Consider the following 22,951-nt stretch of genomic DNA (forward strand, 5'->3'; position numbering starts at 1 on the left):
TAAAACAACGTGATGAAGAAGAGGGCAGAGTAATTTTTCGCTCAGGCGCGTTCATCGATGAAAGGGCATTGCAGCCAGGGTCAAACTTCACCTGATGATTGACTAAAATAACCTCAGACACTCCATATCCTCCAGCATCCCCGATCTCATTTACGTTCTTTTATTTTAAGAACATGTTACGAGCATGTAATTAAAGACATAAGATAAATTAATATTTCATAGATATCATTAAATTAACCATTAATTCAGATGCGGATAAACACATAATATTTTAACAACACTAAATAAAAATAATGCCTGGCATATCAGGGTGGAAATAGCTTCCACGTCCTCGTAAGATAATTCCCAGGCAAGCAAGAAAGCGAGCAGATATAAGTTTAAAACCTCAAATCGAATTAGAACCATTAAACGATCGGTTATTCTCATCTGAATGTTAAAAAAGGAGAACACCATGAACACATCACCGTTCAGCAACACCCCGACCATCACGGTCCTCGACAACCGCGGCCTGACCGTGCGCGACATCGCGTACCACCGCCACCCGGATACCCCGGACGTCACCAGCGGGCGCATCACCCGCCACCGCTACGACGCCCGCGGTTTTCTGACGCAGAGCGCTGACCCGCGCCTGCATGAAACGGGGTTGGCAAACTTCAGCTACCTCACGGACCTGGCCGGCAGCGTCCTGCGTACCGTCAGCGTAGACGCCGGAACCACCGTGGCACTGAACGACGCCGCAGGCCGCCCCTTTATCGCAGTCAGCAATATCCGTACCGCAGGTGACGGTACGGAAGACCTGAGCCAGGCGGTGACCCACACCTGGCAGTATGAGGACGCAGCGCTGCCGGGCCGTACGGTAAGCATCACGGAGCAGCTCACCGGCGAAGCCGCCCGCATCACGGAGCGCTTCGTGTATGCCGGCCACACAGCCGAGGAGAAGGCACTGAACCTGGCGGGTGCATGCGTCAGCCACTACGACACGGCCGGCCTGATACGGACCGAGGGCGTGGCCCTGATCGGCGTCCCGCTCTCCGTCACCCGACGTCTGCTGAAGGACGCGGATAACCCTGACGTCGTGGCCGACTGGCAGGGCGGGGATACCCCGGCCTGGAATGACCTGCTCGTTGGGGAGAGTGAGGGGCATACCAGCCTGACCACCACCGACGCCACTGGCACGGTGCTGACCACCACGGATGCACGGGGTAATATGCAGCGGGTGGCGTACGACGTGGCCGGGCAACTGTCGGGCAGTTGGCTGACCCTGAAGGATGGTACGGAGCAGGTTATCGTGGCCTCCCTAACCTATTCGGCCGCCGGACAGAAGCTGCGCGAGGAGCACGGCAACGGCATAGTGACCACCTACACGTATGAAGCAGAGACACAGCGCCTGACCGGGATTAAAACGGCGCGTCAGGCCGGGCATGCCTCTGGCGCGAGGGTACTACAGGACCTGCGCTATAAGTACGACCCGGTGGGCAATGTATTAAAAATTACTAACGATGCGGAAGAGACCCGCTTCTGGCGCAACCAGAAAGTGGTGCCGGAGAACACGTACGTCTACGACAGCCTGTACCAGCTGGTCAGCGCCACCGGGCGCGAGATGGCAAACGCCGGCCAGCAGGGTAGCCGGTTACCATCAGCCACCGTTCCCATTCCCGCCGACGACGCCGCATACACAAACTACACCCGCACATACACCTACGACGAAGCCGGCAACCTGACGCAAATCCGCCACAGCGCGCCGGCCACAGGCAATAGTTACACCACAGACATTACGGTGAGCAGATGCAGCAACCGGGGCGTGCTCAGCACGCTGACGAAAAAACCTGACGACGTCGACGCCTTTTTCACCGCCGGCGGGCAGCAGAAACAGCTGCAGCCGGGGCAGGACCTGGTCTGGACGCCGCGTAATGAACTGCAGACGGTGGCGCCGGTGGTGCGTGACGGAGGCACAGATGACAGTGAAAACTACTGCTATGACGCGGGCAGTCAGCGCGTGCTGAAGATGAGCGTGCAGGAAACGAAAACCAGCAGCCAAAAGCAGCAGGTGCTGTATCTGCCGGGGCTGGAGCTGCGTAGCACACAGAGCGGTAACACGGAGACGGAGAGCCTGGAGGTGATTACAGTGGGAGAGGCGGGCCGGGCGCAGGTGCGGGTGCTGCACTGGACATCCGGCAGGCCGGCAGAAATCACCGGCGACCAGATAAGGTACAGTTACGATAACCTGACGGGCAGCAGCGGGCTGGAGCTGGACGGTGACGGCAACATTATCAGCGCGGAGGAGTACTACCCGTACGGAGGCACGGCGGTGTGGACGGCGCGCAACGCGGTGGAGGCGGACTACAAAACCCTCCGCTACTCGGGCAAGGAGCGTGATGCGACCGGGCTGTACTACTACGGTTATCGGTACTACCAGCCGTGGGCTGGTAGGTGGCTCTCTACCGATCCTGCTGGCACAATAGACGGTATTAACTTGTTCAGGATGGTACGAAATAATCCCGTGACGCTAAGAGATAACGATGGCCTTTCTCCCGAAAGTATCGCCAGACGCTGGCTGGAAATAAGTAGAAAAAAACGTGCTGATAACAGTTTTCTACGAATGCAAAATAATGGCTCATTATTGAGAGATGGCTTTTTATCTGAGGCTGCATCCATGCCTGGATTCTCAGGGGGGGCGTTTTATCTCACGTCGAGTCTGCTATTTAAATTTCCTAATGCCTTCGGTTCAGAGCGGGACATTAAGGGGCAAGCATTACAAAATCAGAATTCCTTGCGTGCCAGTGAATTCAATACACAAGAAGTTGATTTTATTAAAAACTTCATCAAAGAAGATTTTTATTTGGCACACGCCACAAATGCAAACATCGAAAGTGAAAATGGAAACATAAATTTCTATTCAAGGAAAATGCTGCAAGATAAAAAAATTATTTTCAACGAGTCTAACTCCGATTTGGATGATGTTTATGGGTTAGGTAACGATGATTATGCGTTCTTCTCTCTGGAGATAGGCCCTGCTTTGAAAAAACAGAAAAGTCGGTTTGGCAACACCGTTTATAAAGTTTCAGCATCAAATGGCGCATTTAAGTTCGCATCACTATCACTCGTCGATCAGCTAACTATGGAACTCCCAGAGCCAAAAATACCCGGATTGTCATCTGAAGGTAGTGTTCAATTAGCTGGACGTCCTTCCTTAAAAAGAGAAGAGGTTTTTTTCCATGGTCTGGATGATTCAATTCTATCTCTGGCGAGACATATCGCTCTTTCCACAAGAGTTCTTTCTAAGCAGTCGGATAGAGATGTGATACTTAATGAGCGTAACCCGGACAAACTGGATCGCATAACGAACTATTTATTCAGGCCGGAGGTACGAGTTCCAAGAATGGCGGGGATCAAGAATGGAGGATATTTCAAGTACCGATTTGGAAATAGATAACCATCCCTGAACCAGCTTTATCTTCTCCAGGGCACGTCCCAGCCGCTTGTTATCGATGATGGCGCCCTGGTCAAGTTCTCCCAGACGGTCGTAAGTGATAAAGGGCAGGGAAGTGCCACTGGCCCGGAGCTCGATAGTGCCGTCCGGATACTGACAGACATCGATGTATTTCCTCTGAAAACGATGGTTTTCTTCATTAGCAGCTCCTTAGTATCTGTTTCTGTCATGTATCCAATAAAGAATGCCATAGCCGATTATTAAAATTGCGAAAAATACGATGGTTTGAGCTGTACTTGTTCCATACCACGCCACTTCTGGTTGAAAAGAATTTTCAGGTCGCCATCCTGCTTTGTAATCGAGAATTGGAGTGAAGCATGCCCAAAGTGTTGCTAGTGCAATTGGTATAACTGAGCGTAAAAAACCGCTATAGGTAATCAAGCCAAAAACAACAAGCCATACTAATGTCTGTCTGAGATCTCCAGCCGGCTGGCTGCAAGGCGTGTTGTCAGACGCCGGTCAATAACGTCCTGAAGGATCCTGAGTCGGTTCACATCGTTCATCGAGAAAAACTCCGTTCCGTATGCCGTCATGAGTCTCATCCTTTGGAAGCAGCGATCGCTGTGGTGAGACTGTAGCGCGGACATGTCTATTTGGTCAGAGACGGACATCTCAATTTAGCTACCACATCCTTTGTCAAAGCTCAGTAGAATTGTCTAATCACTGGCTCGTTAGAAATGTCCATATGTTGAAAAGGCCGCTGCGAAAATCCTTCCCGCAGCGGCCTCTTTAGCATAACGTCATTGTGCGAACTAATTTTTAACTATCCAACTCACTTAATTTTGCCGGGTTAACACTGTAAATCATAACAAAAATAGCCAGCAAACCAATGGCGGTTACTTCAACACCAAATTTATTAAAGGTAAGCTCTATAAATCCAGGGTAACAGACTAAAAGCCCGGGTATACTTACGCTAAATAAAGCTCTTATGATAAAATATTGGAGTCCAGTAGGCTTTCTCACGAAAAGGCAAAAAATAAAAACAACACAGCTAATAACAACACCAATAACTAATGGAATAGGCACTGTGCCACTGATTAAATAAGAGGGTAATAATATTAAAAATGCAGCCAGAATCATCAGCGCTGAAAGACCTTTTTTCATGAAGCTAACCTTTGCTTTATTATCAAAACCGTAAGTTGGAAGGTTGTTATCACTTAATAACTTCCTGAGTTTTTTAGTATCGCTTTTGGAATAGTATTTCTTTACCATTCGGTGCATTCCTGCGAATGCAGTTTTGCTTGGTGAAGCGTTAGGGGCAGATTTACACTGTCTATAAATAATATAGTGCGCTACTAACAATTCCAAAGCATCATGACAAGTTTCTGCAAGCCACTGGTTCCAATCGCTGCTTTTAATTTCCTCCAATGAATTATTGTGTGCAGTTTGGTTTTCTAGATAATTAAAAAATTTCTCTGCTGCAGAGTGGGCGTGTTCGAAATCTAACCCGGAGGATTCATGTTCTTCTAGTGAAGATATATAATTATCATAAAGGCGATTGATTTCATTCTTCTGCTTTTCAATAATAGCATGAATGTCCATGTTTGATTTCGCTACCTTTTTTGTTGATTGCCTTTGTTCTGTGCGCTTATTTTTGCAAGTAACTTACTGGCCTTGGATGTATCCAATCCATTGAAAACCATGCGTTTTATTGGTTTTCCGTATGTCCCGAGAACAATGTTCTCGACTACTGAGAAATCTTCACTGCCATTGAGTTTAATTATCTCATTAAACATCTCCTCTAATTGCTGGTTGCTTGGGTTCCATTCGATGATATTGAGTGTTTCTTCTATTGATTTTTTAAACATAAATAAATTGAAAGATAACGCCATCTCTATTCTACCTTCTTCTTGGTTTCTGATGGTTGCTGAGGCTCTTGTTTTTTCAGCAATAACCTTAGTGCTTTAGACGTATCTAATCCGTCTTTTAATGAAACAACATTGCCTCTGTTTTCAATTGTTGCTCCCTCGTCTTTTTGACCTTTATTATTTGTCATGGTTTATCCTCCCCGGTCTTCAGACTATTTTGTAATTCTTGTATTTTAGCAAGTACAGTCAATGCTCTAGCCGTGTTTAGCCCTTTTAAAATCAGGACCTCAATTTGTGGGCCATAGATGCGATAGATAACTTGTGATACTTTTTTTTGGTCTAAATCTTTATTTTTCAACTCTTCATACATTTGTTCAAGCTGAAAATATGTGGGCTGCCATTTGCAAATCCCCATAATTTCTTCAACCAACGTTTTAAAATGATCAAGCTTTGTTGGATTCATTTATTATTATTCTTATTAGTGCTTTTTTGCTGGCTACTTTGTGATTTTTGTATTGTTTCTAGCAATTGTTTAGCTTTAGACGTATCAAACCCATCCTGGGCAAAGCCTTCATGCCTCTTGTGTTGATTTTGCGACCCATTTTTTTCCGCACTCATAATTTTGCCTTTTGATTTCTTTGTGATTGTATTTGCACCGCGTAGCGGTTCGGGGTTCTGTGACACCCGAACTTTACCCCGGTTTCCTTTGTATATAATATCATTGAAGTTATTTACATTTCTCAGAAATCTTCTCTGGTTTTGATTGCAATAGCCGAAAGATAGCGCACACATCGCCGTTGGTCAGTGAGTACGAGGTTTCCGCCAAGTTCACCTTTTGCCAAAGATGGTCTCAGAGCTTCCCTGAAGCTTTATCATGGCTTCAAGCAGGTCATCTTCGTTCAGTGAGCGCTGGGATTTGTTGATACTAGGGGCGTGCCGTCTGCGGGAAGGCTCATCACCAGAACAAGGCAACGATTGTGAGCGATTATTGTCCAGCTTTCTCTGGACCTGACGGGCAACATCCAACACATGGCCAAGTCTCTTGTTATCCACAATGGCGACGGGATCAACCTCAGAAAGCCGGTCATAGGTGGAGTAGGGCAGCAGCACGCCATTTAGTCGCAGCTCCTTATGTCCGTCAGGGTAATGCCAGACATCAATATACTTGCCGATGGCTCTTCGACTGTACTCGTTGTCCTCAATCAGATAGAGCATTTTATCGTATTGTACAGTCAGATTTTTTGATACCCGGCGAGGCTCTCGCCAGGTAAATTCTGCATCAAGGTCATCGTCTAATGCCAGCGGCCGGTGCGCGTTAAAATCATGCAAGGGTTCTTTGGCAAAGCGCCGGTTATAATCCGCCATGTATTCTTCTGCAAATGCGTTGGCTGCTTCTATCGTACAGATCCCCTTAAGCCTGAGCTCCTTAACCAGTCGGTCCTGAAGTGTCAAATGCGCACGTTCAACGCGGCCTTTTGCCTGGCTGGTTTCAGCACATAAAGGAGTAATATTAAGGCAGCGCATGGCCCTGGCAAACTGGGTTTCGCCGGGACCGGTGGTGGCATGCTTATTATTGACTCTGAATACGCTGGCTTTATCGCTGTAGAGGATCATCGGTTTACCGTATTTCTCGATATAACCACGGGTCGCTTCAAAATAGGTAAATGTGGACTCAGATTTCACAAACAGCAGATGCATCAGGCGACTGGTGGCATCGTCAACATAGACCAGGGCAGTGCAGGGTCGACCCCGGTTTTCAAACCAGTGGTGGTCGCAGCCATCAATTTGTATCAGCTCGCCAGTACAAGGCCGCCGGTAACGGGGCTGATGAATTTTCGGTGCGCGTTGTCTGCGGGGGATCCAGAGTCCGGCCTTTATCATGAGACGTCGGATGGTTTCCTTTCCAAGGGCCAGACCGTGAACTTCCTCCAGCTTTTCCCGCGCCAGCGTGGGGCCAAAATCACGGTAGTGCTCCCGGATTATACTGAGTGCCTGATCTGTCAGTGACGCTGGCAACAGACGGTTACCAGTGCGGCCACGACTCTGGTTGTTCATGCCAAGCGGCCCGGACTGGCGATAACGTTTGAGCAGACGGCTGCAATGACGTGGCGTGATGCCCAGTATTTCGGCAGCCTGTCTAGGACGGAGATTGCGATCGATGACATCCTGAAGGATTTTGAGGCGATTGATTTCTTTCACGGTGAACATTCCGGCGTCATGTATAGCCATAGAAAACTCCTCATCAGGAAAAAGTGAGTCGTTGTCTAGACATACGGATCTGAGAAACTATAGCCTGGACATTCCTAATGAGCCACAAATAGACATTAGCATTGAGCCTCTACATCCTTGGTGCGCATAATGTATATTATGTTAAATTGAATACGCACCAGTCCTGTCCATATCCGATGCATATCTCCTTCCTGGCATTATGGCCTTACCTTATGCTGTAGCTTCTATTCCTCGAACCGCAATGGAAGATCGTTGATCGGCGGACACTCTTCGATGTCGACCGGCACTAATACCCTGCCTTGGTAGACCTGCGCCAGGCGTGGCTGTGGCTGGGGGGCTTCCGGGTTTTGCTCCATCACACCGCCTGATACACCGGTGATTCACTTAACACTTTTTATTCAAAAGTGGCCGGCATGGCAAAGAAGATGAAGAACCGATCAATATGCCGCCGTTAATGACATGATTATAAAGGAATTAGTGGATTATCCGTGCGCTACGTGAATTCTGGAGTTTTGGCAGTACCACAATGCGTCAGAATTCACATATGGAATGCAAACTCATGTTCAAGAAAACGCCCCCTCATTATCTGAAGCTGTAGAGCATTGTGCTATTAAGCTTCCTCGTATGTTCTTGAACCTATGCGATATTAAGGTCATATTTTTTTATCTTGCGGTACAGCGTAGCAATCCCAATGCCTAGTTCGTCTGCCGCCTGTTTTTTGTTGCTATACCGGGTTAAGGCATCGCGAATCATCTGCCGCTCCATCTCCTCCAGTCCGGTAACGCCCTCTTCTTCTTTTGCGGTCATAACGCGGGCAAGTGGCGTTGTCGGTTCGATGCGCTCATTCAATTTTCCGCTGTTGATCAGATTTGGTGGCAACAAAGACACGTCAATCACTTCACCAGACGGCACGACATGCACCAAATACTCCATCAAGTTGCTCAGCTCGCGGATATTGCCCGGCCATCGATACTGCTTCAGCAGCGTTATCACTTCAGGCGCAACGCCGGGATACACCAGCTCAAGTCGTCGGGTATGCAAATGAAGAAAATAATGAATCAGAAGCTCAATATCATCTTGTCGCTCCCGCAGCGGCGGCAGCCGGAGCGGAATAACGTTCAGCCGGTAGTAAAGATCCTCGCGAAACTTGCCGTCGGTGATAAATTGGTTAAGGTTTTGGTTGGTCGCCGAAATAATACGAATATCCACCGGTACGGGGTGGCTGGCACCCACCGGTTGAATTTCACGAGATTCAATTGCGCGCAGCAGCTTCGCCTGGAGCGTTAACGGCATATCGCCAATTTCATCGAGAAATAAAGTACCGTTATTTGCCGCCTGAATAAGCCCGATTTTGCCGTTAGCCGAAGCGCCGGTAAACGCCCCTTTTACGTAGCCAAAAAGCTCACTTTCCAGCAGCTGCTCTGGAATCGCAGCACAGTTAATAGCGATAAACGGCTTATCTTTACGGTCGCTGAGCGTATGTACCGCCCTGGCGACAACTTCTTTGCCGGTACCGCTTTCCCCTGCAATCATCACGCTGGTAGGGCTTGGTGCTATACGGCTAATTAACTTTTTTAGCTGCCGCATTGGCCGGCACTCTCCCACCATTTGCTCAATCTGCGGCCCCTCCTGCGGCGTCGAAATATCGGCTGAAGTATGTGACTGATGAAACGCCATGAGAAACAGCCATTGATCCTGGACAGCATGAAGCTGGCCAATGATCAGTTCTTTTTTATCATCGATAGAAATAACGTGCTGCATATGACCACGAATAAAATTTTGAGCAAAAGTCAGAGGGCGAAAATTAATCGCTTTACCCATTATACTGTCCTGACTTACCCCAAGTATTTTTAACGCCGCTTGATTGACGAACTTGATATTTTGCTCCTGACTGACGACCAATACTCCCTGATCCATGTTATCAATCATCGTTAAAAACATTTTTTGGATATTATCACCGCCACTTTGATCTTCAAGTAAGCGCGAAACAAATATAGAGGATACGTGACGAACGTAATCGGAAAACTCGGTGATGTTATCGTTTATTCTTTCTTGCTGATCGCACGTTAATGCGACCAGACTAATCACGCCTACGCACTGCTCTTGATAAATAATGGGAGTACCGAGGAAGGCTTTTTCTTTACAGGTTTCTTTACTCTCACAACCTTTACACAGTGGATCAAAGCGTGAGTGGGCGACTACCTTTTCCTTTTTTGTTTCGATAATGTAACGAAGAAGTCGCGAGTCTGTATTTAATTTTCGCCCAAGAAACTTTCCGTAAGTTCCCGTGCCGGCAACCCGGCACAGCGCATTGTCGACAATTTCAACCTCAAGTTGAAGTACGCTCGAGAGCATACGGGCAAAGCGTTGAATAGTAGGCTGAATTTGCATCAAAATGGATGGTGTATTCGAAGGTATCATAATATCACTCACTGAAAGCAATGCCGGGTGAACAACCGTACGTGTGGTTTTTGATGATACTACCTCAGCGCCAGGCAATAATTGATTCAGGCAGACTCTCTTTTGTACACTTAAAGGAAATATGGAATTCGCATCACACTTTATTATCAATATGATAATTGATGATGCTATTTTATCAATTATGTAAATTTCTCGCCCGGCATGTAATCCCCTCCCCCCTTAATCGGTATGCAAATATATACATAACGATTCCGGACATTAAACCTACGACAAAAAACCTCATTCGATTGTCTTGATTTCGTGACTCCCCTCTCATAACTCCGTCATTTTCACGTTCAAAACCGAATTAATCAGCAGTTGGCATGTTTATTGTTAGTTGAATTACAGCGCTGGCCTTAATACACCGCCACCAACAATTAACAAGCTGCTTCACTACCAGGATTGAAAAATGAAAACTGTTAACGAACTGATTAAGGATATCAACAAGCTTAATTCCAGCCTGCATGAGAAAGACTTTCTGCTAACGTGGGAACAGTCTCCTGACGAACTGAAACAGGTACTGGACGTGGCTGAGGCGTTAAAGACCCTGCGAGCCGAAAATATTGCCACCAAAGTGTTTAACAGCGGTCTGGGAATTTCCGTGTTCCGGGATAACTCAACCCGCACCCGTTTCTCTTATGCCTCCGCGTTGAACCTGCTGGGGCTGGCACAGCAGGATTTAGACGAAGGAAAGTCACAGATTGCACACGGTGAAACGGTGCGTGAAACCGCCAATATGATTTCCTTCTGCGCCGATGCCATTGGGATCCGTGATGATATGTTCCTGGGGGCCGGTAACGCCTATATGCGTGAAGTGGGTGAAGCGTTGGACGATGGCCACAAACAGGGCGTTCTGCCTCAACGCCCTGCGCTGATTAATCTGCAGTGTGATATCGACCATCCTACGCAATCCATGGCCGACCTTGCCTGGCTCAGTGAACATTTCGGCTCGCTGGAAAACCTCAAAGGCAAAAAAATCGCCATGACCTGGGCGTATTCACCAAGCTACGGCAAGCCACTCTCTGTACCACAGGGCATTATCGGCCTGATGACTCGTTTTGGGATGGACGTCACCTTAGCGCATCCGGAAGGCTATGACCTGATCCCGGATGTGATTGAGGTGGCTAAAAACAATGCTAAAGCTTCCGGCGGAAGCTTCCGTCAGGTGACCGATATGGCCGAAGCCTTTAAAGATGCGGATATCGTCTATCCGAAGTCCTGGGCGCCTTATCAGGTGATGGAACAGCGTACCGAACTGCTACGTGCCAATGACCATGAAGGCCTTAAAGCGCTGGAAAAAGCCTGTCTGGCGCAAAACGCGCAGCACAAAGACTGGCATTGCACCGAAGAGATGATGGCAAAAACGCTCGACGGTGAAGCGCTGTATATGCACTGCCTGCCTGCCGATATCAGCGGCGTTTCCTGTGAAGAAGGTGAAGTGGCCGATACCGTGTTCGAAAAATACCGTATCGCAACCTACAAAGAAGCCAGCTGGAAGCCCTACATCATCGCCGCCATGATCCTCTGCCGTAAATATGCCCAACCTGGACAACTGCTCGAAGAGCTGCTCAGCGAAGCGCAAAAGCGCATCAAATAACCTCTCCGGCTGGCCTACGGGCCAGCTCTACAGTTTCATCATCATGACGAATAAGGACAGAACATGTCTGCTTTCTCACTGAAAATGGATATCGCCGATAACCAGTTTTTCACAGGTGAAACCTCACCGCTGTTTTCTCGCGAACAGGCGCAACAGGCGCGGCATTTTCATCAAAAAATAGCGGGTTATAAACCGACGCCGCTGTATGCACTGAACGAATTGGCCTCGCTGTTTGGCGTGCGAAAAATCCTGGTTAAAGATGAGTCACAGCGCTTTGGCCTCAACGCTTTCAAGATGCTTGGAGGCTCCTATGCTATCGCCCGGCTGCTGTGCGAAAAGTATCAGCTGAATATCGATGATCTGTCGCTCGAAGATCTTAAAACGCGCATTACCGAAAAGATGACCTTTGCCACTACCACCGATGGCAACCACGGACGTGGCGTGGCATGGGCCGCCAAACAGCTTGGGCAAAACGCGGTGGTGTATATGCCTAAAGGCTCGGCACAAGAACGCGTTGACGCCATTGTGCGTCTGGGTGCCGAGTGCATCGTCACCGACATGAACTACGACGATACCGTACGTTTCACCCTGCAAACCGCGCAGAAAAACGGCTGGGAAGTCGTGCAGGACACGGCCTGGGATGGCTACACCAAAATTCCAACCTGGATTATGCAGGGTTACGCCACGTTAGCCGATGAGGCCGTCGAACAAATGGCTGCAATGGGCATTCCCCACCCGACTCACGTGTTCTTACAGGCAGGCGTTGGTGCTATGGCCGGCGGCGTGCTGGGCTATCTGGCTGATGTATACGGCGCCCGCAACCTGCATTCGGTGATTGTCGAGCCAGAACTGGCCGACTGTATCTATCGCTCCGGCATTAAAGGTCAGATCGTTAACGTCGGTGGTGATATGGCCACCATTATGGCCGGTCTGGCCTGCGGTGAACCAAATCCGCTCGGCTGGGAACTGCTGCGCAACTGCTCTACACAATTTATCTCCTGTCAGGACTCGGTCGCCGCTCTGGGAATGCGTGTGCTGGGTAACCCGCTCGGCCAGGATCCTCGCGTTATTTCCGGTGAATCCGGCGCAGTCGGCCTGGGCACATTGACTGCTATCCACTACCACCCTCAGCGCGAAGCGCTCATGAACAAGCTGCAGCTGGGCAGCGACTCCGTCGTGCTGGTTATCAGCACCGAAGGCGACACCGACGTGAAACACTATCGGGAAGTCGTCTGGGCGGGTAAGTACCCGGCCGCACTGTAATGCACAACAAATTCAGAACTGGAGAACATATTCATGGCTAAGCATATTCCGTTTAAATTGATTCTTGAAAAAGCAAACCACTACCAGCAGGACATGACCCGTTTCCTGCGCGATATGATTGCCATTCCGAGCGAAAGCAGCGACGAAAAACGCGTCGTTCACCGTATAAAAGAAGAGATGGAGAAAGTCGGCTTCGACAAAGTAGAAATTGACCCAATGGGCAACGTGCTGGGCTATATCGGTCACGGCCCGCGCCTGGTGGCAATGGATGCGCATATTGATACCGTAGGTATCGGCAACGTCAAAAACTGGAGCTTTGATCCGTATCAGGGGATGGAAACCGATGAGCTGATTGGCGGTCGCGGCGCGTCTGACCAGGAAGGCGGAATGGCCTCGATGGTTTATGCCGGGAAAATCATCAAAGATCTCGGTCTGGAAGACGAATATACACTGCTGGTTACCGGCACGGTGCAGGAAGAAGACTGCGACGGCCTGTGCTGGCAGTACATCATTGAACAGTCCGGTATCCGCCCGGAATTTGTCGTCAGTACCGAGCCAACCGACTGTCAAATCTATCGCGGGCATCGCGGGCGTATGGAAATTCGCGTCGATGTCCAGGGCGTCAGCTGCCACGGCTCTGCGCCAGAACGCGGTGATAATGCCATTTTCAAAATGGGCCCAATCCTTAACGAGTTGCAGGGGCTATCACAGAATCTGGGTAATGACGAGTTCCTCGGCAAAGGTACCCTGACCGTTTCCGAAATTTTCTTTACCTCCCCAAGTCGTTGTGCGGTGGCTGACAGCTGTGCGGTGTCTATCGACCGTCGTCTGACATGGGGGGAAACATGGGAAGGGGCACTGGAAGAAATACGCGCCCTGCCGGCGGTACAAAACGCGGGGGCAGCCGTATCGATGTATCACTACGATCGCCCGTCATGGACTGGCCTTGTGTACCCAACCGAATGCTACTTCCCAACCTGGAAAGTTGAAGAAAACCACTTCACCGTCCGGGCGTTGAGCAATGCCTACGAAGGTCTGTTCGGCAAAGCGCCGGTGGTTGATAAATGGACATTCTCCACCAACGGCGTGTCTATCATGGGCCGCCACGGTATTCCGGTCATCGGTTTTGGCCCTGGCAAAGAGCCTGAAGCCCATGCGCCAAATGAAAAAACCTGGAAATCACATCTGGTGACCTGTGCTGCGATGTATGCCTCCATCCCTCTGAGCTGGCTGGCAACCGAGTAGCTCTGCCCCGTCATTCCTCCCGTCGTTCGCGGCGGGAGTCTGGAGTTCTCTATGCGCGTATTGATTAAAAACGGCATTGTGGTCAACGCTGACGGCCAGGCAAAACAGGACCTCCTGATTGAGAATGGCCTGGTCAGCCAGCTTGCCGATGATATAGACGAAATCACCGTGGAGCAGCCCTGCGAAATTATCGATGCCAGCGGATGTTATGTGATGCCCGGCGGCGTTGATGTTCACACTCACTTCAATATTGATACCGGGCTGGCCCGCAGCTGCGACGACTTCTTTACCGGCACTCGCGCAGCGGCCTGCGGTGGCACGACCACTATTGTTGATCATATGGGCTTTGGTCCGGTGGGCTGCAGGTTGCGCCATCAGCTTGAAACCTACCATGGTTACGCAGCCTACAAAGCGGTTATCGATTACAGCTTTCACGGCGTGATTCAGCATATTAACCACGCCATCCTCGATGAAATTCCAATGATGGTTGAAGCGGGGATCAGCAGCTTCAAGCTCTATCTCACCTACCAGTACAAACTCAACGATGATGAAGTACTTCAGGCGTTGCGGCATCTGCATCGCGCCGGAGCTCTGGCCACCGTTCACCCTGAAAATGATGCCGCAATAGCCCGCAAACGCGCTGAGTTTTTAGCAGCAGGTAACACCGCCCCCCGCTATCACGCTCTTAGCCGTCCGTTAGAATGTGAAGCGGAAGCCATTGCCCGCATGATCAATCTCGCCCAGCTCGCAGGTAATGCACCGCTGTATATCGTGCATCTCTCTAACGGTCTGGGGCTGGAATATCTGCGTATTGCCCGTTCGCGCCACCAGCCGGTGTGGGTCGAAACCTGCCCGCAGTACCTCCTGCTGGATGACCGCTGCTACGAACGTGAAGATGCGTTGAAGTATCTGCTCAGCCCACCACTGCGTAATGCCAGCAATAACGATGCGCTGTGGTGCGGCATTGCCGAGGGCCAAATTGACGTGCTGGCGACCGACCACTGTGCGTTTTCTATGGCGCAGCGGCTGCATCTTTCCGGCGGTGATTTTAGCCGCTGTCCGAATGGCCTGCCGGGCGTAGAAAACCGCCTGCTGCTGCTGTTTTCGCACGGCGTGATGACCGGGCGAATAACGCCTGAGCATTTTGTCTCGCTCACCAGTGCTAACCCGGCAAAACTCTTTGGCCTGTGGCCGCAAAAAGGTCGACTTGCTCCCGGAGCCGATGGCGATGTGGTGATTATCGATCCGCGTCGAACCACGACCATTCGCCACGAAATGCTGCACGACAACGCAGATTATTCACCGTGGGAAGGCTTTGTCTGTCAGGGCTCTATTCGCCAGACTTTGTCTCACGGTCGGATAATTTTTAATAACGGCAGCTTCACCGGCATCGCAGGTCAGGGGCGTTTTATCCGCCGAGCCCCCTTTTCCTCCGCCCATTTACCAATGCGCGGCAATGCATCCTAAAGTGAGGAATCCATGAGTAAAAGAATTGTGCTCGCCCTCGGCGGCAACGCCTTAGGCGAGGATCTGGCCGGGCAAATGCAGGCCGTAAAACAAACATCGCAAGCTATCGTCGACCTGATTGCTCAAGGCCATCAGGTCGTCGTCACCCACGGTAATGGGCCGCAGGTAGGGATGATTAACCTGGCTTTCGAAGCCGCCGCCAAAACCGATGCACATACGCCAATGCTGCCGATGTCGGTCTGTGTGGCACTCAGCCAGGGTTACATTGGTTACGATCTCCAAAACGCTCTGCGTGAAGAGTTACTGTCTCGCAATATGCATATTCCTGTGGCGACGCTGATTACTCAGGTGGAAGTGGACGCCAACGATCCCGCGTTCAATAATCCAACCAAACCTATCGGTTCGTTTTTCAACAAGGAAGAGGCCGACCAGCTTTCCCTTAAGGGGTATGTGCTGAAAGAAGATGCCGGACGTGGCTACCGCCGGGTCGTCGCCTCGCCAAAACCGATTGATATCATTGAAAAAGAAACGGTTAAAGCGATGATGGATGCCTGCCACGTAGTGATCACCGCCGGCGGCGGCGGGATCCCGGTGATCCGCGAAGGTAACCATCTGCGGGGCGCTAGCGCGGTTATCGACAAAGACTGGGCCAGTGCCAGGCTGGCGGCGATGATTGACGCAGATATGCTGATAATCCTTACGGCGGTGGAAAAAGTGGCCATCAACTTCGGTAAGCCAAACGAACAGTGGCTGGATAATTTGTCGCTGAGCGATGCCGAGCGATTTATTGCTGCAGGCCATTTCGCCAAAGGTTCAATGTTGCCGAAGGTGGAGGCCGCCGCTTTTTTTGCCCGTTCACGCCCTGGTCGCAAAGCGCTGATCACCGTATTGAGTAAAGCAAAAGAAGGTATTGAGGGTAAAACAGGGACCGTCATTCAGGGGTAGGTTAACTAATCTGGCCCACACATTACACAGCGTGTCGGCCAAATTAACAAAGCGAGATCAGGCCATCGTCAGTAACGTTTTATTCTTCTTCACGTTTTGATTCATTAAGGTCATCAATGCCTCAAGCACCCCACCGCCTATCGCACGGGCTTTATCCGACACGCTGGTGTAATCCGCTTTCTCGCCCCGAGGATCGATATCACTGATCTTAAAACCGGTATCCACCACCAGCCCGTCGTTCAATAAGCCTCGAACCATGCCGCTTAACGGTGCCAGGATCTCTACATCGCCTACGGTAGCAATCACCTCACCTTCACTGACAATATCCCCCAACTGCACTCGGGAACACATTACGCCCGCACCCGGCGAGCGAATCACCCGCCTTGAGGTGTGCCCCATGATATTCCCCGGTACGCCAGTATTTTCCTGCGACCGGCCCTCATATATGACCTTCCCCAGCCAGTGACCGCGATTCGTTTCAATCACTGCGTGGCAGTCCTGCCCGGCGTTAAAGCCAGGACCAAGCGCGATAACCGCCGGCGCCAGTTCCCGGTGCGTGCCCAGGTTTTCTTTCGCCAGGATAGCATCCACCACACAGCCTGGCTGCAGTTCCTGAAGGGATTCGCATAGCGGGTCGACAAGCACCGGAATCTCGCCATTATCCGCAAGCCGCAGCGCTTCCTGCGCCGTGGAGACACGTTTCGCTTTTACCCCTTCAACCGTCATTTCACCGTCAAATACCGCCTGAGCAAACGCAACGGTACGGCGGATAACCGTGGGTTTTTCAACTTCCAGCATGATGACCTTAAAGCCCGCGTGCCATAGCCGCAGCGCCACGCCGGTGGCGATATCGCCAGCGCCACGGATCGCAACCCGCAGCGGCCGGGACGGTATTTCCGTGCTCATCATCAGCCCGCCTGGAGCCTTGTTTTTAAACTGTAAAATCTCGGCCAGCACGCTTATGGCAATCTCATTCGGCGTTTCTGCGCCAATGTTATAGCCCACCGGGGCATGTAATCGGGCAATTTTCTCTTCCGCCACGCCGTTTTCACGCAGCTGGCGCAAAAAGACCTGCACCTTACGTTGGCTCGCCAGCAGCCCCAGCCAGGCGCCTGGCAGCTCTATAAGCCGGTCTAAGGCTTCACGATCTTTATTATTGGTGGCAATCAGCACAAAATTATCGGGGCGAATTGCCAGTTTTTCGACCGCAGCACTGAAGGTGTCCGCATGTAGTAGTTGCGTTAGCGGAGGGAAAAATACAGGATTAAGGCTTTCCGGATAGATATCCGCCACCGAGATTTCAAATCCCAGCAGCGCTGCACTTTGGGCGACTGCTCGGTTAACGTGCCCTGCGCCAATAAGTACCAGCCGCGGGCGCAGGCCGTGAACGCTGATATATACCGACATCGCACCGCCGCAGTCAGAGCCCACGGCGTCGTTGCCGTTTCTCACCATACGGCCATGAAACATTCTCGAAGCTTTTTCATTTATTGCTTCAAGCGCTTCATCAATGACCCTGCGCTCCACCATGCCGCCTCCGATAGTTCCCAGGATACTGCCATCATCGAGGATCAGCATTTGAGCGGAATGCCGTGGCGTGGAGCCTCTGCTATCGACAATCTGAGCCAAAGCAAAGGGACGGTTTTGTTCTTCCAGTCTTGCAGCTTCTGAGAAAATATTCATAACAACCTCAAATGGATATCCTTTCATTACCCCGAAATGGAGTCACTTTCTCACTCGTCTGCGCGTAATGGCCTGGTTCTCCTGTACCGACCCGGCCCATATCACGTCTACCGCACCGCCTGTCAACAGATCACCTTCCTGTAAATTCTCATTTTGAGAAAGTTGGTTAAGCAGCCAGATGCGTCGACAACCCGGCGGTGTTCCTTTGAACGCGCCCTGTGGATGTTGAATCAGGCGATGCAGCATGGGCCAATTCAGCCTGTCACCCTCGGAGGAACCGGTTATGCGGGAAAAAAAAGGCCAGCGATGCACTGTCGCTGGCCCAAGGGCTTTTCCAAGCATACCAGCGCCCGTGATAGCAACTACGCAACAACAGGATAATGGGATGCAAGGTTCATGCTCATTTGGCGCTTTTATGGCAAAACCGTGAGCACCGTCCGCTTCTACCAGCACAACGTCAACATTACCTGCAGCCAGCAAGGCATCAAGCTGCGCGGGCGTAAAACCTTTGACCTTGCCCACGTTCGGTAACCAGGCTGAAAAACAAGCTTGCAGAGGGCTTTGCCATACCTCTGCGGGTAAAGCCAGGGGATCGCAACAGAAGGTAACCGGCAGGTGCCGCGGCAGGAACATATGAGTGGTGGTAGTTAGCAGAACTCGTCGCCCTGCCTGCTGCAATACCCTCGCCAGCCATAATAAAGTACTGGTTTTCCCTCCCGCCCCAACGGCAGAAATTAGCAACGGGCCGACGGTGACGTTTAAATCACAAAAAAGTACGCCTGCGTGAGGTATATTTTCCATTGTGTTTTGACGACTCCATAATGTTGAAGGGTATATGAAACAAGTCGACTGTATTATTCCTGCTGCAGGCCTTTCTTCACGCATGCGCCAATGGAAAATGATGTTACCCTGGCACAGTGGCACAATACTTGACGCAAGCATTAAAAATGCGCAGCAATTTTGTTCGCATATCATTCTGGTGACAGGTCATCGCCATGAAGAGCTTGAAGCTCGATATTTTCGACAACCCGGCATTACCCTTGTTCATAATCCAGATTATCAACAAGGGCTTTTTTCATCGGTATCCGCGGGCGTAAATAAGGCCGAGGCAGATTATTGTTTTATTAGCCACGGAGATTTACCCTGCCTGCATTTGGATGTATTCAAATCACTGTGGGAACAACGAATTAATGGCGCATTACTGCCTCAGTACCAGGGGAGGCCGGGCCACCCAATTCTGGCGAAACGTGATGTTTTGCAGAAATGTTTACAACACTATAGCGGGCAGTCAGTTCGTTGCGCCCTCCTGGCCAACAAGCATAAAATTATAGCGCTGGATTATCCTGAAATTATTTTTGATGTCGACACACCAGAAGACTTCAGCCGCCTGCAGGATTATCAAAAGCCCCCCAACCGTCAGTGAAATTATCATATTGATAGGTAAGTATTGTTTTTGAGAAATAGGGGAAGAAGATTTTATTAAGTGATTTTAATTCGTATTTCCGCGCCCCGCTCTGGTTCACAAACCCCAAACAACATTAGATCTCACTCACAATATTTTGCCGTCTCAATCATATAAAAAATACCTGGTGTGATTGTTGCTACTCCTCTCCCTAACCGCCGGTTCTCCGGCTTATTCGATTTAACAGGTCAGCCTAAGGAGAGGATTATGGGAGATATCATGCGCCCCGTTCCGTTTGAGGATTTATTGACGCGCATTTTTGATGAATACCACAATCACCGGTCTATCTTCGGTATTCCAGAACAGCAGTTTTATTCCCCCGCCAGCCAACAGCGCCTGAGTGTTTTTGGCGAGACGTGCGTAACCCCTGTTGGCCCGGCTGCCGGGCCGCACACTCAGCTGGCGCAAAACATTATTACCGCCTGGCTGACCGGCGGGAGGTTTATTGAGCTGAAAACGGTTCAAATCCTCGACCGGCTGGAACTGGAAAAACCTTGTATCGATGCGGAAGATGAATGCTTTAACACCGAATGGTCGACGGAATTCACGCTTCTGAAGGCGTGGGATGAATATCTGAAAGCCTGGTTTATCCTGCATCTGCTGGAGAAAGTGCTGCCGCTAACGCCGGTGAAAGAAGGTAAATCGTTTATTTTCAATATGAGCGTCGGCTACAACCTGGACGGCATTAAACAACCTGCGATGCAGCAGTTTATCGATAACATGATGAACGCCGCCGGCCATCCAAAATTTGAGCAATACCGTGAAACGCTCAACCGTTGGCTGCACAATACCGACTTCTGCGCCCGTTATCCGCACCCTGAACTAAAGACGCTGAGCCAGTGTATCCCGGCAGATATGGTTCATGGCGTTACGCTATCGACAATGCACGGCTGCCCGCCGGACGAAATCGAAGCGATTTGCCGCTATATGCTGGAAGACAAACAGCTTAATACCTTTGTGAAGCTCAACCCAACGCTGCTGGGCTATCCACGTGTGCGTGAAATACTCGATAGCTGCGGCTTTGATTACATTGGCCTTAATGAAGAATCGTTTGATCATGACCTGAAAATTGGCCAGGCGCTGGCGATGCTGCAGCGCCTGATGCAGTTAGCGAAAACGAAGAACCTTGGCTTCGGCGTGAAGCTGACCAACACGCTGGGCACGGTGAACAACAAAGGCGCGCTGCCGGGCGATGAAATGTATATGTCCGGGCGTGCCCTGTTCCCACTCTCTATCAACGTCGCAGCCCTGCTTTCCCGCGAATTTGACGGCAAACTGCCTATTTCCTATTCCGGGGGGGCGAACCAGCTTAATATCCGCGAAATTTTCGAAACCGGTATTCGCCCCATCACAATGGCAACGGATCTGCTTAAACCGGGCGGTTATCTGCGCCTGAGCGAGTGTCTGCGTGAGCTGGAGCAGTCCGATGGCTGGAATATGACGCAGGTTGATGTTGTCCGACTGAATGCGCTTGCAGAGAAATCCGTTAGCATGGCGTATACCCAGAAACAGTGGAAACCGGACGACCGCATTGACGTGGGCGAAAAATTACCGATGACCGACTGTTATGTCGCCCCCTGCGTTACCGCCTGCGCCATCAAGCAGGACATTCCGGAATACATTCGGCTGATGGGTGAACAACGCTATGCCGATGCCCTGGAGCTTATCTACCAGCGTAACGCGCTGCCGGCGATCACCGGCCATATTTGCGATCACCAGTGCCAGTACAACTGTACCCGCCTGGATTACGATAGCGCACTGAACATCCGCGAGATGAAAAAAATCGCCCTCGAAAAAGGCTGGAATGAATACCGGCAGCGCTGGCATAAACCTGCGGGCTCCGGGATGCGGCACCCGGTGGCGGTGATTGGGGCGGGCCCGGCCGGGCTGGCCGCGGGGTACTTCCTCGCCCGCTCAGGTTACAGTGTCACGTTATTTGAGAGGGAAACTAATGCCGGTGGCGTAGTACGTAATATCATTCCGCAATTCCGTATTCCCGGCGAACTAATCCAGCAGGATATTGATTTTGTTGTGAACCACGGCGTTAACATCGTTTACGGATGCGACCCACAACTGAGTGTCGAAAAGCTTCAACAACAGGGTTTCCGCTACGTACTGATCGGCACAGGAACCGATAAAAACAGCGGCGTGAAGCTACACGGCGATAACCAGAACGTGCATAAGTCGCTTCAGTTCCTGCGTGAATTTAACCGTGGAGATAACCTCCATCTCGGCAAACATGTCGCTGTCGTTGGCGCCGGGAATACCGCGATGGACTGTGCCCGTGCTGCGCTCCGCGTACCCGGCGTAGAAAAAGCGACCGTGATTTACCGCCGCTCTCAGCAAGAGATGCCCGCGTGGCGCGAAGAGTACGAAGAAGCGGTACATGATGGCGTAGCGTTCCGGTTCCTCAATAACCCGGAACAGTTCGACGCCGACGGCACGCTGACCGTGCGCATTATGGCTTTGGGTGAAATGGACGACAAAGGTCGCCGTCGCCCGGTTGAAACCGAAGAAACCTGTACCCTGCAGGTCGACACGTTGATTACTGCCATAGGCGAACAGCAGGACGGCGAAGCGCTGGCTGCGATGGGCATTCCGCTGGATGAACACGGCTGGCCAGAAGTTAACGCCGACGGTGAAACTCGTCATTCTGGCGTATTCCTGATTGGCGACGTCCAGCGCGGCCCTTCCTCCATTGTTTCCGCCATCGGCAATGCTCGTCGCGCCACCGACACCATTCTGGCCCGGGAGAACATTCGCAGCCATCACGGTGAAAAGCGCTGGAATAACGTCGATCCTGCGGAAGTCTATCGTCGCAAAGGCACCATCGTCGTGGCGCAGGCGGATAAAGACGACCGCGATGCCTTTGCCGCCCAGGAGGCTGCACGCTGCCTGGAATGTAATTATGTGTGCAGCAAATGTGTCGACGTTTGCCCGAACCGCGCCAATGTTTCTATTGCCGTACCCGGCTTCCAGAACAGGTATCAAACTCTACACCTCGATGCTTACTGCAACGAATGCGGCAACTGCGCTCAGTTCTGTCCGTGGCAAGGCAAGCCATACAAAGACAAAATTACCGTCTTTAGCCTGCCTCAGGACTTCAACAACAGCAGCAATCCGGGGTTCCTGGTTGAAGGCAACCGCGTACATATCCGCCAGGAGGAACGGACCTGGCTGTTAACTCTTGATGAACGAGGGCAGTTTACCAGGATACCGCCTCAGTTGGATGATATGTGCCGCATCATCAGCCACATCCACCGTCACCATCATTACCTGCTGGGAGTCGTTGAAGCATGAGT

General features: G+C 50.8%; 17 protein-coding genes and 1 pseudogene. 8 read left to right on the top strand and 10 right to left on the bottom strand.

Annotation, left to right across the window (positions count from 1 at the left end; translation table 11 throughout):
• Positions 1-451 precede the first annotated feature (451 nt).
• Positions 452-3,433, top strand: coding sequence for an RHS repeat protein (locus ACE38U_RS08600; RefSeq protein WP_375529512.1), 2,982 nt, complete (start codon positions 452-454; stop codon positions 3,431-3,433).
• A gap of 6 nt (positions 3,434-3,439) precedes the next feature.
• Here ACE38U_RS08600 and ACE38U_RS08605 read toward each other — a convergent pair.
• From ACE38U_RS08605 to ACE38U_RS08640, 8 genes and pseudogenes are all read right to left on the bottom strand, one after another.
• Positions 3,440-3,610 (bottom strand): annotated as a pseudogene (locus tag ACE38U_RS08605) (ISNCY family transposase); the annotation flags it as partial.
• 639 nt (positions 3,611-4,249) lie between these two features.
• Positions 4,250-5,032, bottom strand: a complete 783-nt coding sequence (locus ACE38U_RS08610) for a hypothetical protein (protein ID WP_375529513.1) — start codon at positions 5,030-5,032, stop codon at positions 4,250-4,252.
• Positions 5,033-5,043: 11 nt separating this feature from the next.
• Positions 5,044-5,322: an S-(hydroxymethyl)glutathione dehydrogenase gene (locus tag ACE38U_RS08615; RefSeq protein ID WP_375529514.1), complete on the bottom strand. Its 279-nt coding sequence runs from the start codon at positions 5,320-5,322 to the stop codon at positions 5,044-5,046.
• A gap of 2 nt (positions 5,323-5,324) precedes the next feature.
• Positions 5,325-5,486 (bottom strand): hypothetical protein, encoded by a 162-nt coding sequence (locus tag ACE38U_RS08620; RefSeq protein ID WP_375529515.1) that lies wholly within the window; start codon positions 5,484-5,486, stop codon positions 5,325-5,327.
• Positions 5,483-5,761, bottom strand: a complete 279-nt coding sequence (locus ACE38U_RS08625) for an S-(hydroxymethyl)glutathione dehydrogenase (protein WP_375529516.1) — start codon at positions 5,759-5,761, stop codon at positions 5,483-5,485. Before ACE38U_RS08625 ends, ACE38U_RS08620 begins: the two co-directional genes overlap by 4 nt.
• Positions 5,758-5,982, bottom strand: a complete 225-nt coding sequence (locus ACE38U_RS08630) for a hypothetical protein (RefSeq protein ID WP_375529517.1) — start codon at positions 5,980-5,982, stop codon at positions 5,758-5,760. Before ACE38U_RS08630 ends, ACE38U_RS08625 begins: the two co-directional genes overlap by 4 nt.
• A gap of 144 nt (positions 5,983-6,126) precedes the next feature.
• Complete coding sequence (locus ACE38U_RS08635; RefSeq protein WP_375529518.1) at positions 6,127-7,527, bottom strand: ISNCY family transposase; 1,401 nt, start codon at positions 7,525-7,527, stop codon at positions 6,127-6,129.
• A 636-nt stretch (positions 7,528-8,163) separates the two neighbouring features.
• Positions 8,164-9,948: a sigma-54 interaction domain-containing protein gene (locus ACE38U_RS08640; protein ID WP_038482604.1), complete on the bottom strand. Its 1,785-nt coding sequence runs from the start codon at positions 9,946-9,948 to the stop codon at positions 8,164-8,166.
• Between the two features lie 448 nt (positions 9,949-10,396).
• Between ACE38U_RS08640 and ygeW the strand changes: the two genes are divergently transcribed.
• The 5 genes from ygeW (at position 10,397) to arcC (ending at position 16,504) form a co-directional block, all read left to right on the top strand.
• Positions 10,397-11,584, top strand: a complete 1,188-nt coding sequence (gene ygeW, locus ACE38U_RS08645) for a knotted carbamoyltransferase YgeW (RefSeq protein ID WP_375529519.1) — start codon at positions 10,397-10,399, stop codon at positions 11,582-11,584.
• A gap of 63 nt (positions 11,585-11,647) precedes the next feature.
• Positions 11,648-12,847, top strand: coding sequence for a diaminopropionate ammonia-lyase (gene dpaL / locus ACE38U_RS08650; RefSeq protein ID WP_375529520.1), 1,200 nt, complete (start codon positions 11,648-11,650; stop codon positions 12,845-12,847).
• Between the two features lie 33 nt (positions 12,848-12,880).
• Positions 12,881-14,092, top strand: coding sequence for a YgeY family selenium metabolism-linked hydrolase (locus tag ACE38U_RS08655; protein WP_038472377.1), 1,212 nt, complete (start codon positions 12,881-12,883; stop codon positions 14,090-14,092).
• A gap of 51 nt (positions 14,093-14,143) precedes the next feature.
• Positions 14,144-15,559, top strand: coding sequence for a dihydropyrimidinase (hydA, locus tag ACE38U_RS08660; RefSeq protein WP_375529521.1), 1,416 nt, complete (start codon positions 14,144-14,146; stop codon positions 15,557-15,559).
• Between the two features lie 12 nt (positions 15,560-15,571).
• On the top strand, positions 15,572-16,504 hold the full coding sequence (gene arcC / locus ACE38U_RS08665; RefSeq protein WP_375529522.1) for a carbamate kinase: 933 nt from the start codon (positions 15,572-15,574) through the stop codon (positions 16,502-16,504).
• Positions 16,505-16,561: 57 nt separating this feature from the next.
• Here arcC and yqeB read toward each other — a convergent pair whose 3' ends face one another.
• Together yqeB and yqeC are read right to left on the bottom strand one after the other, a co-directional pair.
• Positions 16,562-18,187, bottom strand: a complete 1,626-nt coding sequence (gene yqeB, locus ACE38U_RS08670; protein WP_375529523.1) for a selenium-dependent molybdenum cofactor biosynthesis protein YqeB — start codon at positions 18,185-18,187, stop codon at positions 16,562-16,564.
• Positions 18,188-18,229: 42 nt separating this feature from the next.
• Positions 18,230-18,988: a selenium cofactor biosynthesis protein YqeC gene (gene yqeC / locus ACE38U_RS08675; RefSeq protein ID WP_375529524.1), complete on the bottom strand. Its 759-nt coding sequence runs from the start codon at positions 18,986-18,988 to the stop codon at positions 18,230-18,232.
• Positions 18,989-19,022: 34 nt separating this feature from the next.
• Between yqeC and ACE38U_RS08680 the strand changes: the two genes are divergently transcribed.
• On the top strand, positions 19,023-19,610 hold the full coding sequence (locus tag ACE38U_RS08680) for an NTP transferase domain-containing protein (RefSeq protein WP_375529525.1): 588 nt from the start codon (positions 19,023-19,025) through the stop codon (positions 19,608-19,610).
• Between the two features lie 246 nt (positions 19,611-19,856).
• Positions 19,857-22,949 carry a putative selenate reductase subunit YgfK gene (gene ygfK, locus ACE38U_RS08685; RefSeq protein WP_375529526.1) on the top strand — a complete coding sequence of 1,031 codons (3,093 nt, stop codon included), beginning with the start codon at positions 19,857-19,859 and terminating at the stop codon, positions 22,947-22,949.
• The last annotated feature ends 2 nt before the right edge of the window (positions 22,950-22,951 follow it).

The sequence above is a fragment of the Cedecea selenatireducens genome, assembly GCF_042138895.1.
GTDB classification, from domain to species: Bacteria; Pseudomonadota; Gammaproteobacteria; order Enterobacterales; family Enterobacteriaceae; genus Cedecea; species Cedecea selenatireducens.